A 13,059-nucleotide genomic window follows, 5' to 3' on the forward strand; every position below is an offset into this window, starting at 1 on the left:
AGGAGTCGCTATGGCCGGTTGGTTGGATCTTATCGCAATCCTGTGGTTTTTAACCATTTGGGTGGGTTACACCCTCTACGCCAAACGACGAGCCAAAACCGTCAGCTGCTTGTCCTTTGAGTTGCGGCGCAAGCGCAACGACTGGATGAAGCAGATGCTCAGCCGCGACAACAAAATGGCCGATGTCGGGCTGATTTCCACGTTGGAACGCAATGTCAGTTTTTTTGCCTCCAGTACTCTGCTGGTGCTGGCGGGTTTGCTTACGGCGCTTGCGTCTGCCGATAAAATCAGTCTGGTGCTGCGCAACATTCTGCCCTGGAGCTCGCAGGCCGAAGTCTCGTTGCAATTAAAACTGTTATGCATCGCCCTGATCTACGTGTTTGCCTTTTTCCAGTTTACCTGGTCGCTGCGCCAGTACGGCTTTGGTGGCGTTTTGATTGGGGCTGCGCCGGATGGGCGCAGCATGGAAGAAGTGGATCGTGAGGCCTATGCACTCCGCACCGCCAAAGTCATCGATCAGGCCGGCCACTCGTTTAACTATGGCCTGCGCGCCATGTATTTATCACTGGCTGCCCTGGCCTGGTTTATTGATCCGGTGTTTTTTATGATGGCGACCGTGGTGGTGGTGGTGATCATGAAGCAGCGGGAGTTTCATTCCAAGGTACTGCATGCGCTGCGGGATTGCTAACGGCTGAAACGGCTTTGCAGCTGTTTCAGCCGAAAAACCTTTACTGAATTTCGAAAGCCCGTATCACGCGGTTGACGCCATCGACATGGCGGGCAATTTCGACCGCCTTGTCGGCTTCTTCCGGTGTCACCAATCCCATCAGAAACACTTCGCCATCTTCGGTGACTACCTTGATATTCAGGCCGCTAATGGCACTGTCGGATAAAAACAAGGTTTTCACCCGGGTGCTGATCCAGCTGTCGCGGCTGCGGGTAGACAACGAAATGGTGTTGCCAACGCGGATTTGATTGTGCACATCACGTACACTTTGCAGATCGCGGGCGATTTGGCCGGCTCGTTGCCGAACCTGCTCGGTTTCTACCTGACCGGTTAACAGCACCACGCCATTGTAACTGACCACGTTGATCCGGCCTTGTTTGTTTAAATCTTCATCGGCAAACAGCTGACGGGCCCGCATGGCAATGCCGGTATCGTCAATCTGGCTACCGAGGGTACGCCGGTCCTGCGCGGCTACCACCGCTGCACCACCGCCAGCCACCACTGCCGCAGCACAGCCTTGCAGCAAACCCAAGGTCAATACCAACACCCAGACACGTTTTTGGCTCATAGCTCCCCCTGTTGTGGGAAAAGGTTTAATTCAATCAGTTCACAAATGCAATGCAGTAAAAAGGCATAGCACTCAAAGACTCTGGCGTGGCGATGGGCGGGTACCCTCAGTTCGGTATCTTGCGCATTCAGTAAACCAGAAAGCTCATCAGCTCCTTCCACGGTCAGGGCGACCACGCTCATATCGCAAGTCAGTGCTGCTTCGACCGCTTTGATCAGGCTTTGTTCGTTGCCACTTAAAGAAATAACCAGCAGGATATCTCCTTTTTGGCCCAATGCCTTCACCTGGCGGGCGTAGTAGTCGCTGTTTCGGCCTGAGCTGGCATGCAAGGCGGTATGATCCTGGTGCAAGGCCATCGCCGGCAGGCAAGGCCGTTCGGTTTCAAACTGGTCCAGCAACAACTGGGCAAAGTGTTGCGCCAGACTGGCACTGGCACCATCGCCGCAACACATCACCTTGCCGCCTTCAATCAAGCTGCTGACAATGCGAAAAGCCGCCTGCTCAATCGGCCCGGCTAAGGCCTCACTGGTGGCGATCATGGTCTGAATGTTTTCGCTAAAAAGCTGGCGAATTTTGTCCTGCATGCTAATTCCTGTATTGAGGCCAGTGTTGGTTTAGCTCGCCATAATGGCGTTTTGGATCCAGTTAAACTGGTAAGGCTCAGAGCCGCTGATGGTCAGCACATCAAAGCGGCAGGGACCCTGATGCCGGCTGCGCTGCAAATACAGCTGAGCTGTGCGAAGTAGCTTTTGTTGCTGCCGGTAGCTGATAGCGGCACTGGCGCCGCCATAGGCTTCGGAAGCACGGTATTTCACTTCGACAAAAATCAACTGATCCTGCTGGCGCATCACCAGATCCAGTTCTCCCAGCTTGGTACTAAAGTTGCGCGCCACAGTTTTCAGGCCCTGTTGCTGCAGATACTGCTCAGCCAGTTGCTCGTAGACAACACCAAGCGTATTGGCCATTTCAGGGCTCCCGTATGCGTTGCAGCGCCGTTTGACTGTAACGGGCCCAGTCCAGTTGACGGCGCATGGTGCGATCCGCAGTTAAACTTAACTCGCCGGTCAGCCCCTGATGGCGCAAAGCGGGCAGGTATTGTTGCTGGCGCAGGCTGGTAATCAGTTGCAGCGCATCATAGCCCATGGCAAATAACCGCTGTAAGCTTTCATCCTGATCCGGAAACAGCTGATCAAACTCCGTCCGTAACTGCTGGCTTTGTTGTGCGGTCAGCATCCAGGGCATTTCGGTGAAGGTTAATCCGGCCAAATCACGATGATCGGTCCGATCTGCCTGAATGCTGTGGCTGCGCGAGCTGGCATAAACTGGCAGGCTGGGCGCGGTGGAGCTGACCGACACATCCAGAAAGGGTTTTAATAACCGGGTCTGAGTAGGGTCTGCAATCAGATACACGGCATCAATGTCGCGCCGGCTATGGGGTTCTGACTCGACTTCGCCTGGGATCAACTGGCTGATTTGCCGTACCCGCTGCCGGCTGGCTTCCAACTCCAGCAAGCGGGCAATCATCGGCTCCAGTTCATCACGGCCGGCAAAGCCATAAAGCTCAGGGGCCTGATGGCCATAAGCACGCCACTCCCGGCTAAAGTGCTGTGCCAGCCGCTCGCTGCTGGCATTCTGGGCATGAATCACCACAGGCCGGCGATAGTCCCGGCGCTGAAACAAGGCTGCCAACTGACTGGCTTCATCTTCCAGGCTCAGGCTAAAGAAATACTGCTGGCGATCCGGTTCCGCCGGCAGGCCGCTCTGGTTTAAAAACAAGGTGGGCCATGGCCAGTCGTCATGCTGGCGGATCGCATCGACCTGAGCACGCTGCAAAGGTCCAATCACAAACTCAATGTCCAGCGCTTGCAGTTCTTGCTGAATCACTGCCGGTTGCTGCAGGCTGTCGATAAAAAACAGCTCCATATCAGGCTGATTTGCGGCAGCGGCTAAGATCCCATTTTGGATCGCCTGGGCATGAGCCCGAAGCTGGCCATGAATGGGCAGCAATACCGCAATGCGTTTGGGCTGAAACGGAGTGAGTTTAGCCAGTTCGGTGATACTCGCCGGTAACTCATCCAGCACCGGCATCTGCGGATAATTGCGCTGCCATTGCTGCAAGGCACGCTGCATCGCCTCAGGCTTGCCTAATTGCTGGCGCACGGTATTGCTTAGCTGCAACCAGGCCAGGCTACGGGCACCGGCATTGTGGCGCAGTTGCTCCAGCTCAGCACTATCCAGTTGGATCAACTGCTGCCACAGTTGCTGCCAGCTGTCATCCTCGGCCTGCTGCCAGGCAGCCTGTTCATCCCATTGCAACCACCAGTAGGCTGCTTTGGCTGGTTGCTGCAATTGCTGAAACAAGCGGGCAGCACTCTGGCTAAAGGCCAGTCGGGCACTGCCTGCCATCTCCGCCGGATTGCTTTGTGCAATTTTTTGCAGTGCCAGGTGGTATTGTTGCAATTGGCGCCGGGCTTCCAGCTCAATGGCAGGCAGGCGCGCCTGCAGCCAGGGTTCCTGCAGGCTGTTTAATTCTTGTACAATGGCCAGTGCCAGTCTGGGATTGGCTTCAGCGAGTGCAGCATTGGCCGCTGTCACCAGCAATTCCTGCTGCTCGCTGCCTTGCTGGCGGGACGCCTGTTGCAGTAATTGCTGCGCAGTATAGGCCGGCTGCTCGCTTACGACCTCCTCACGAACCTCATACTCCCGCTCCGGTTGTGAGATCACGGTGCCCGGTTGTTGCGCACACCCTATCAGCAGGCTGGTCAGTAGCGCTGCCAATAGCCATGGTTTTTGTTTGCTGCTCATCGCAATGCCCAGTACCATAGTCCATAATTGGCACTATCTTACTGAGTCACACTCAGAAGCTCAAACAAAAGCGAACTCATGACCACCCAAAGCGGACAACTTTACATCGTCGCCACCCCTATCGGCAACCTGGCAGACATCAGTCAGCGGGCGCTGGATATTCTGGCCACCGTCGACTGGATTGCGGCCGAAGATACCCGTCACTCGTCGCGCTTGCTGCAGCACTATGGCATTCAAAGCAAGTTGCTGGCGCTGCACGATCACAACGAAAAGCAGCGGGCTGCTTCCTTGTTAGAGAAGTTGCAGCAAGGGCAAAGCATTGCCTTGATTTCCGATGCAGGTACGCCTTTGATCAGCGATCCTGGCTACAGCCTGGTGCGTCACTGCCAACAGGCCGGAGTACAGGTCGTGCCGGTACCGGGTGCCTGCGCATTGATTGCTGCGCTATCGGCCGCCGGCTTACCGACCGATCAATTTCTGTTTATTGGCTTTTTGGCGGCGAAACAACAGCAGCGGCTGAATCAGCTGCAGGCTATTCCTGCCGGGGTTGGCACTGTGGTCTGTTATGAAACGGCGCGGCGCATTCAGGACACCTTGTTGGATGTGCAGCAAGTATTCGGCAGCGAGCGCGAACTGGTGCTGGCCAAGGAGCTGACCAAAACCTTTGAGCACTTTGCCCGCGGTACCGCTGATGACATTTTGCAATGGCTGCAAGAAGACGCCAAGCGCTGCCAGGGCGAAATGGTGTTGATGATAGCGCCGACGGCGAAAACCGAAAGCGAGATCAGCGAAACCGCGCTGCACACCCTGCAACTGTTAATGGCAGAACTGCCCCTAAAAAAAGCAGCCGCCCTGACAGCCGAGATCCACGGCCTGAAGAAAAATGCGTTGTACCAGCATGGCCTGAGTTTGCAGCAAAAATAACACCTGCGCTTTGTCAGCATTTGGCGTATACTGCGCGCCGAGTTGGCCAGGGCAATCGCTGCTTGCATTTGCAAGGGGAGGAAAGTCCGGGCTCCACAGGGCAGAGTGCCAGGTAACGCCTGGGCGGCGTGAGCCGACGACCAGTGCAACAGAGAGCAGACCGCCGATGGCCCGCTTGCGGGATCAGGTAAGGGTGAAAGGGTGCGGTAAGAGCGCACCGCGCGACTGGCAACAGTTCGTGGCACGGTAAACTCCACTCGGAGCAAGACCAAATAGGCCCCCGATGGTACGGCCCGTACTGGGGGCGGGTAGGTTGCTTGAGGTGCGTGGTGACATGCATCCTAGAGGAATGGTTGCCACCCTGGAAACAGGGGACAGAACCCGGCTTATTGGCCAACTCACTTTTTTCTCCACCTTCATCCTGCTTTGTCACCAAAATTCAGTTCCCACTTATTACACGCGCTAATTTCACCCACTTTCCCCCACAGAATCAGTGCTTTTGCTGCAGCCTGCATTTTTGCTGGATCTTTCCTGCCAAATATGCACCGCTTTTACCTTGACAATGGTCAGATCACGGCCCTAAACTGTAGCATTGTGGGGATTTGTGGATAATTGTGGATCGCGATGGATCAGTCGCCGATCTCAGGACACAGCTATGCTTCGTGGCTCGTTTACACTGACAATGGACACCAAAGGCCGGATCGCGCTGCCAGCGCGCTACCGCGACTTTCTGCTGTCTGAGTGTTCCGGCCAACTGATTTGCACCATCGATCACAAAGATCCCTGCCTGATGTTGTACCCGCTGGCTGAGTGGGAAGACATCGAAGAAAAACTCAAGCGGTTGTCCAGCTTCAACGCGCAGGAATTGCGTTTAAAGCGTTTGCTGCTGGGCCATGCGTCCGAATGCGATATGGACAAAAATGGCCGCATTTTGTTGCCTGCGCCGCTGCGCAGCCATGCCAGCCTGGAGAAAAACATTCGTCTGGTTGGCCAGTTGAATAAATTCGAGATCTGGGATGAAGCCGCCTGGTTAGACCGTGTGGAACAGGACATGGCGCTAGAGCGGGACATGCCGGCTGAAACTGAACTTTCTGAACGATTACAGGACTTTGCGCTGTAAATGACTGCCAGCCCTCATACATCCGTATTATTGCAGGAAGCAATTGACGGACTCGCCATTCAACCGGCCGGGATCTACCTGGACGGGACTTTTGGCCGGGGCGGGCACAGTCGCCACATTCTTTCCAGGCTCTCTGCCGAGGGCCGTTTGTACGCGATCGATCGCGATCCCGCCGCCATTGAAGCCGCAGCCCCACTGCAGGCCGACCCCCGCTTTCATATCAGCCGCAGTCCTTTCGCGGCGCTGGACTTGATCAGCCAGCAACAGCAAATCTTCGGCCAGGTCGATGGCATTTTGCTGGATTTAGGTGTCTCCTCCCCACAACTGGATGATGCCGAACGTGGTTTTAGTTTTCTACGCGATGGCCCGCTGGATATGCGGATGGACCCGGACTCTGGCCAATCGGCTGCCGAGTGGCTGGGCAGCGCTGATGTGGAAGACATCAGCTTTGTGCTCAAAGCCTATGGCGAAGAAAAGTTTGGCTGGAAAATTGCCAATGCCATCGTTGCTGCCCGGGCCGAAGCGCCCCTGACACGCACCCGGCAGTTGGCAGAACTGATTGCTGGTGTGGTGCCGAAAAGTCCGAAAGAAAAGAAACATCCTGCTACCCGCAGTTTTCAGGGCATCCGGATTTACATTAACAGTGAGCTGGAGCAGGTAAAACAGGCTTTAGATGCCGCCCTCAAGGTATTAAAACCAGGTGGTCGTTTGGTGGTGATTAGCTTTCACTCGCTGGAAGACCGTTTGGTGAAACAGTTTATGCGCCAACATAGCAAGGCAGCGCCGATCCCGCGTGGTTTGCCACTGACCGATGCGCAGCTAAAACAGCATTTGCCGCTGAAACTGGTTGGCAAAGCCATCATGGCATCCGAGCAGGAGCTGGCAGCCAACCCCAGAGCACGCAGTGCAGTCCTTCGCATCGCCGAGAAAACTGCGGAGGAGGCCGTATGAGCCAAATTCGCTTAACTCAGGTGATTCTGGCCGATTGGCCGCGTTTTCGCTGGCCAGTGTTGTTGTTGTGTCTTTGCGTGCTCAGCGCTTTAGCGGTGGTGCAGTTGTCACATCACAACCGTTTGCTGGTCAATGCGCAAAACCAGTTGTATCAGCAGCGCGATGCGCTGGATGTGGAGTGGCGGAATCTGCTGCTGGAACAGCGGGCTTTGTCCGAACACAGCCGGGTGGAAGACATCGCCAGCTCCCGTTTACGTATGCAGCGCCCAAGTGGTGCCCGTGAAGTGGTGGTGACCTTACCATGAGCAGAGCAGCGCAAAAACAGCACGCCAAACGCAACCAGGCACCAGGCATGGTGGGCTGGCGTTTTGTCTTTGTGATGCTGGCTCTGGGCTCTGTGTTTGTGGTGCTGGTAGCGCGTGCTGCCTACTTGCAGGTGCTGGAGCCGGACATGCTGGTGACCCAGGGCGACTTACGCAGCTTGCGGGTGACTTCCAACACCGTCTTGCGCGGTATGATTTTAGATCGGCATGGCGAAGAATTAGCCGTGAGTGTACCGGTTCAGGCCATCTGGGCCGATCCTAAAGTGGTGCTCGAGCGTGGTTCGCAGCAGGACATCCGCCGCTGGGAGGCTCTGGCCGAAGGCCTGAATATGACGGCCGAGCAGCTCAATAACCGCGTCGGCACAGACAGCCGCCGCCGCTTTGTCTATTTGCAGCGCCAGGTCAGCCCGGCCACGGTGGACTATATCCGCCGCTTGAATGTACCCGGCGTGTATTTTCGCCAGGAGTCGCGTCGTTTTTATCCGGCCGGCGAAGTGACCGCCCATTTGATTGGTTTCACCGACATTGATGACGTTGGTGTAGAAGGCATTGAGCGCCGCTACAATGCACTGCTGACCGGCACGGCTGGTCGTACCCTGGTGCGGCGTGATGCCAAAGGGCGCGACATTGAAGTGCTGGAGCGCGAAGATGCGCAGCAGCCGCGCAATTTACAGCTTAGCATCGACCAGCGCATTCAGAGCGTAGCCTATCGCGAGTTAAAAAAAGCTGTGCTGACCTACGGCGCAACTTCCGGCTCGGTGGTGATTGTTGATGTACACAGCGGCGAAATACTGGCTATGGCCAACAGTCCGTCTTTTAACCCGAACAACCGCCGCAATACACCGGTGCACCATTTCCGTAATCGTGCCATCACCGATATGTTTGAGCCTGGCTCAACCATCAAACCCTTACCGATTCTGGCAGCGCTTGAATTTGGCAGTGCAGACTTAAACACCGTGATTGATACTCGCCCAGGGATGCTGCGGGTTGGTGGCAGCTGGGTGCGGGATGTCAGCACCCGGCATGGTGAGCTGGGTTTAACCGATATTATGGCGCGCTCTAGCAATATTGGCGTGACCAAGCTGGCCTTGTCCATGCCGCATCAGCATTTGCTGGATCTGTACTTTTCAATGGGGCTTGGCAGCGATACCGGCCTGAATTTGACCGGGGAAAGTTCCGGTATGCTCAGTCATCGCAGTCGCTGGTCCGATCATGAGCTGGCCAGTTTGTCCTTTGGTTATAACCTGTCGGTGACGGCGGTGCAGCTGGCGCGGATGTATGCGGCTATCGGCAATGGTGGCATTTTGCGGCCACTGACCATCATCAAATCCGAGCAAGGCTTGCCGGGTGAGCGGGTGTTGTCGCCGGAATATGCGCAGGCGATGCTGGATATGATGGAAGCCGTGATCGAACCGGGCGGAACTGCTACCCGTGGCCGGGTGGATGGTTACCGGGTAGGCGGTAAAACCGGTACCACCCGTAAAGCCGTGGCCGGCGGCTATGGCGATGATTATGTTGCCTCTTTTGCCGGTGTTGCGCCGATTTCCAACCCGCGTTTTGCTACGGTGGTGGTATTGAATGAGCCCGCCAGTGATTACTATCACGGTGGTGAAATTGCCGCGCCGGTTTTTGCCAACATTATGAATTCAGTGCTGCGTTTGAAAAACATTACCCCCGATGCGGAAGGCGTGCGCATTTCCAGGCGCAAAGGAGGTCGGGATGCCGGTTAATACAGCGCTGAGCTGGTTGGGCGCCATGGCCGCTCACTTGCCGCAACAGCCACTGCAGCAGTTGCAGATTGACAGTCGCGCTGTGCGTGAAGGCGATGTCTTTCTGGCTTTGCCCGGTCATCAGCAGCATGGTAAGGCTTTTATTGGTCAGGCGCTGCAGCAGGGGGCGGCTTTGGTGCTCAGCGACGAAATCCCCGCTGAGTATGCCGAACATAGCCGTGTGTTGCTGCTGCCTGATTTACTTATTCAACTGCAGGCGCTGGCCCGACGTTTTTACCAGGATCCAGCCGCTGGGTTGCAGCTTATCGCAGTGACTGGCACCAATGGCAAATCCAGTACGGCTTGTTTCGTCCAGCAACTAGCACAACAGTTGCTGCAGCGCTCTGCAGTCATTGGCACTTTGGGCTACGGTCGCCCGGATAAACTGACAGCTTTGCCCAATACCACGCCCCATCAGGTGGAATTGCAGAAAATACTGGCCGAGCTTAAGCAAGACAACTGTGCGCTGGTGGCGATGGAAGTGTCGTCCCATGCCATGGTGCAGGGGCGGGTCGAAGGCCTGCAGTTTGATGTCGCTATTTTTACCAACTTAAGTCGGGATCATCTGGATTATCACGGCACCATGGAAGCCTACGGAGCAGCCAAAGCCCGTTTGCTCACGCCAGCGTATTGCCGTCAGGCGGTGGTCAATGTATCCGATGCTTATGGTGCCGGGCTCGCTCGCCAGCTCGAGGTTCCTTATTGCGCAGTGGGTAAGCTGGATGACTGCCAACAGCACAGCCGCTACCTTGGTTATTCTCAGGTGGAGGCTGTCCCGGGTGGTTTTCGTTGCAAGCTGCAAAGCGATAGTCAGCAATTTACCTTGCAACTGCCGTTGATGGGCGACTTTAACATCGACAATGCAGTAGCGGCTATCGCTGCTCTGTGGCTGCAAGGCTCCGACTTAGCAGAGCTCTGCCAGGCAGCGTCACTACTCGGCGCGATTCCCGGCCGAATGGAGCAATTTGATTTTCCGCACCCATTGACACTGGTAGTGGACTTTGCCCATACCCCAGATGCACTGCAACTGGCGCTGCAGGCACTGCGCCCGCATTGTCAGGGCCACCTGTGGTGCGTGTTTGGTTGCGGTGGTGACCGTGATCAGGGTAAACGTCCGCTGATGGGGCGTGTCGCACAGCAGTATGCGGATCGGGTGGTGATCACTTCGGACAACCCCAGGCACGAGCCGATGGAACAAATTTGCCAGCAGATAGCGGCTGGTATGTCGGCTGAAGCCTGTTACCAGATTGAGCCGGATCGTGAGCTGGCCATTAAGTTGGCGCTTTCCGAGGCGCAGGCGGGCGACATGATTTTACTGGCTGGCAAAGGCCACGAACGATACCAACAAGTGGGCGATAACTACCGTGACTACGATGAACGGGCTTTTATTGCTCAGCTGCAGCGGGAGATGAGCTTATGATCGCGCTGGATACGCAAACTCTGGCCAGCATCACCGGTGGTGTGCTGTTGGGCGACAATGTAGCAGTTAAGGCTGTCAGCACCGACAGCAGGCGCATTGAGCCAGGGGATCTGTTTGTAGCATTGAAAGGAGCCAGCTTCGATGGTCAGGCTTTTGTGGCCGAAGTGGCAGATAAAGGGGCTGTTGCTGCTCTGGTGCATAGCCCGCAAGCGGTCGACTTACCTCAGGTTGTGGTAGCCGATACCACCATGGCTTTGGGGCAACTGGGCGCCTGGGTGAAGCAGCAACTGCAATTGCCCTCAGTGGCTGTCACCGGCAGTGCCGGTAAAACCACGGTTAAAGAGATGCTGGCGGCTATCTTATCGCGCCGCGGTAAAGTGCTGGCGACAGCGGGCAATTTTAACAACGCCATTGGCGTCCCGCTCACCTTGTTGCGGCTGGATAGCAGCCATCACTTCGGTGTGTTTGAGCTTGGAGCCAATCATCAGGGTGAAATCGCCTACACCAGTGCTTTGGTGCAACCGGATGTGGCCATGATCACCAATGTCGCCGAAGCGCATTTGGAAGGCTTTGGTGACTTGCAAGGTGTAGCCCGTGCCAAAGGTGAAATTTTCTCGGCGCTAAAGCCTGGCCAGGTTGCCATTATTCCAGCGGACAGTGAGTTTACGCCCTATTGGCAGAGCCGGTTAGGTAAGCAGCAGGTGGTGACCTTCAGCTTGAGTCAGGATGCTGATTACCGTGCTGAAAATGTGGTGCTGGATAGTCATGGCAATGCGGGGTTTGAGCTGGTTTGCCCGCAAGGTCGTCGTTTTATGCAACTGAATCTCCCTGGCATCCATCATGTTGCCAATGCTCTGGCTGCTGCAGCTGGTGCCATGGCGCTGGGTGCCAGTTTGCACGATGTGCAGTTGGGGCTGGCGCAAATGGCCGCGGTGCAGGGCCGCACTCAGGTGATTGAGGTGCGTGAAGGGTTGCGCATTATTGATGATAGCTACAACGCCAGTGTCGGCGCAGTCAAAGCGGCGATTGACTTGCTGGCCAGTTATTCCGGTCAGCGCATTCTGGTGTTGGGTGATATGGCGGAGCTGGGCTCCGATGCCCGTTTGTACCACGAACAGGTTGGAAAATACGCAAAGGAGCAAGGGGTTAATCTATTGTTCACGCTGGGCGTGCTATCACAGAGCGCCAGTGACTGTTTTAACGGTCAGGGGCATCATTTCAGTGCCCGCCAAAGTTTGGTGGAGCGACTGATGCCTTTCTTAGCCCAGCAAGCCACCACCATTCTGGTGAAGGGATCACGCAGCGCCAAAATGGAGCTGGTGGTGCAAGACTTGCTAGAACGTTGTCAGCAGGAGAAAACCCCATGCTAGTGTGGCTCGCCGAGTACCTCACGCAGTACATGACCTTTTTTAACGTCTTTAGTTATCTGACGTTTCGCTCTATTTTGGGCATTTTAACTGCCTTGTTGCTGAGTGTGTATTTCGGTCCCAAGTTAATCGCCCGTTTGCAAAGTATGCAAATTGGCCAGATGGTGCGCAATGATGGCCCGGAAAGCCATTTCTCCAAGCAAGGCACCCCAACCATGGGCGGTTTGCTGATCCTGGGTTCTGTGCTGGTCAGCACCTTGCTGTGGGCCAATCTAAGCAATAAATACGTGTGGGTGGTGCTTTTTGTGCTGGTGAGCTTTGGCACCATCGGCTTTATCGACGATTACCGCAAAGTGATCCGCAAAGATCCCCAAGGCCTGATTGCCCGCTGGAAGTACTTCTGGCAATCGGTGTTTGCCATTATTACGGCGTTGTTTCTATTCCTCACTGCAGAGCAGCCGGCCGAAACGGCTTTGCTGGTGCCCTTCTTTAAAGATGTGATGCCACAGCTTGGTCTGATGTTTTTACTGTTGAGCTACTTTGTCATTGTCGGTACCAGCAATGCGGTCAATCTGACCGATGGTCTGGATGGCCTGGCCATCGTGCCGGTGATTATGGTCGCGGCGGCTTTTGCCGTCATTGCCTACGCCAGTGGCAATGTGGTGTTTTCCGGCTATCTGAATATCCCGCATTTACCTCACACCAGTGAACTGGTGGTGCTGTGCTCGGCTTTGATTGGCGCTGGCCTTGGCTTCCTCTGGTTCAACACCTATCCGGCTCAGGTATTTATGGGTGATGTTGGCTCGCTGGCGCTTGGTGCTGTGCTGGGGGTGATTGCCATACTGGTGCGGCAGGAGCTGATTCTGTTCATTATGGGTGGTGTTTTTGTGATGGAAACGCTGTCGGTGATTTTGCAGGTTGGTTCTTACAAATTGCGTGGTCAGCGCATCTTCCGGATGGCGCCTATTCATCATCATTACGAGTTAAAAGGCTGGCCGGAGCCACGGGTGATCGTACGCTTTTGGATCTTGTCGGTCATGTTTGTTTTGGTAGGGCTTGCAACCCTGAAATTAAGGTAATCAGAC

Annotated in this window: 13 protein-coding genes and 1 other RNA gene; 10 read left to right on the forward strand and 4 right to left on the reverse strand. The window is 55.5% G+C overall.

The features are described from left to right. Positions 1–10: 10 nt before the first annotated feature. A complete protein-coding gene (locus QWY20_RS05210; protein ID WP_330127978.1) occupies positions 11–688 on the forward strand; it encodes a DUF599 domain-containing protein in 678 nt (225 codons plus the stop codon). A gap of 40 nt (positions 689–728) precedes the next feature. On the opposite strand, the gene dolP is transcribed toward QWY20_RS05210, so the two are convergent. The 4 genes from dolP to QWY20_RS05230 are packed head-to-tail and all read right to left on the reverse strand — an operon-like array spanning position 729 to position 4,100. Next, positions 729–1,295: a division/outer membrane stress-associated lipid-binding lipoprotein gene (gene dolP / locus QWY20_RS05215; protein ID WP_330127979.1), complete on the reverse strand. Its 567-nt coding sequence runs from the start codon at positions 1,293–1,295 to the stop codon at positions 729–731. After that, positions 1,292–1,879, reverse strand: coding sequence for an SIS domain-containing protein (locus tag QWY20_RS05220; protein ID WP_330127980.1), 588 nt, complete (start codon positions 1,877–1,879; stop codon positions 1,292–1,294). Before QWY20_RS05220 ends, dolP begins: the two co-directional genes overlap by 4 nt. Positions 1,880–1,909: 30 nt before the next feature. Beyond that, positions 1,910–2,260, reverse strand: coding sequence for a YraN family protein (locus QWY20_RS05225; protein ID WP_330127981.1), 351 nt, complete (start codon positions 2,258–2,260; stop codon positions 1,910–1,912). 1 nt (position 2,261) lies between these two features. Further along, positions 2,262–4,100: a penicillin-binding protein activator gene (locus QWY20_RS05230; RefSeq protein WP_330127982.1), complete on the reverse strand. Its 1,839-nt coding sequence runs from the start codon at positions 4,098–4,100 to the stop codon at positions 2,262–2,264. 78 nt (positions 4,101–4,178) lie between these two features. On the opposite strand from QWY20_RS05230, the gene rsmI reads away from it, so the two are divergent. The 9 genes from rsmI to mraY all read left to right on the forward strand — a co-directional run bounded on the left by rsmI (position 4,179) and on the right by mraY (position 13,053). Further along, positions 4,179–5,024: a 16S rRNA (cytidine(1402)-2'-O)-methyltransferase gene (gene rsmI / locus QWY20_RS05235; RefSeq protein ID WP_330127983.1), complete on the forward strand. Its 846-nt coding sequence runs from the start codon at positions 4,179–4,181 to the stop codon at positions 5,022–5,024. 38 nt (positions 5,025–5,062) lie between these two features. Continuing rightward, an RNA gene (gene rnpB / locus QWY20_RS05240) (RNase P RNA component class A) lies at positions 5,063–5,429 on the forward strand. Positions 5,430–5,679: 250 nt separating this feature from the next. Beyond that, positions 5,680–6,144 carry a division/cell wall cluster transcriptional repressor MraZ gene (mraZ, locus tag QWY20_RS05245; protein ID WP_091343630.1) on the forward strand — a complete coding sequence of 155 codons (465 nt, stop codon included), beginning with the start codon at positions 5,680–5,682 and terminating at the stop codon, positions 6,142–6,144. Continuing rightward, positions 6,145–7,095: a 16S rRNA (cytosine(1402)-N(4))-methyltransferase RsmH gene (gene rsmH, locus QWY20_RS05250; RefSeq protein WP_330127984.1), complete on the forward strand. Its 951-nt coding sequence runs from the start codon at positions 6,145–6,147 to the stop codon at positions 7,093–7,095. Beyond that, on the forward strand, positions 7,092–7,400 hold the full coding sequence (gene ftsL, locus QWY20_RS05255; RefSeq protein WP_330127985.1) for a cell division protein FtsL: 309 nt from the start codon (positions 7,092–7,094) through the stop codon (positions 7,398–7,400). The genes rsmH and ftsL overlap by 4 nt, the downstream gene beginning before the upstream one ends. Then, entirely contained in the window at positions 7,397–9,148 is a 1,752-nt protein-coding gene (locus QWY20_RS05260) for a penicillin-binding transpeptidase domain-containing protein (protein WP_330127986.1), read from the forward strand. Before ftsL ends, QWY20_RS05260 begins: the two co-directional genes overlap by 4 nt. After that, complete coding sequence (locus QWY20_RS05265) at positions 9,138–10,607, forward strand: UDP-N-acetylmuramoyl-L-alanyl-D-glutamate--2,6-diaminopimelate ligase (RefSeq protein WP_330127987.1); 1,470 nt, start codon at positions 9,138–9,140, stop codon at positions 10,605–10,607. Before QWY20_RS05260 ends, QWY20_RS05265 begins: the two co-directional genes overlap by 11 nt. After that, positions 10,604–11,977, forward strand: a complete 1,374-nt coding sequence (locus tag QWY20_RS05270) for a UDP-N-acetylmuramoyl-tripeptide--D-alanyl-D-alanine ligase (protein WP_330127988.1) — start codon at positions 10,604–10,606, stop codon at positions 11,975–11,977. Before QWY20_RS05265 ends, QWY20_RS05270 begins: the two co-directional genes overlap by 4 nt. Beyond that, positions 11,971–13,053 carry a phospho-N-acetylmuramoyl-pentapeptide-transferase gene (mraY, locus tag QWY20_RS05275; RefSeq protein WP_330127989.1) on the forward strand — a complete coding sequence of 361 codons (1,083 nt, stop codon included), beginning with the start codon at positions 11,971–11,973 and terminating at the stop codon, positions 13,051–13,053. The genes QWY20_RS05270 and mraY overlap by 7 nt, the downstream gene beginning before the upstream one ends. Positions 13,054–13,059 lie beyond the last annotated feature (6 nt).

Origin of the sequence: Alkalimonas cellulosilytica (assembly GCF_036325985.1) — a bacterium.
Lineage (GTDB): Bacteria > Pseudomonadota > Gammaproteobacteria > Enterobacterales > Alteromonadaceae > Alkalimonas > Alkalimonas cellulosilytica.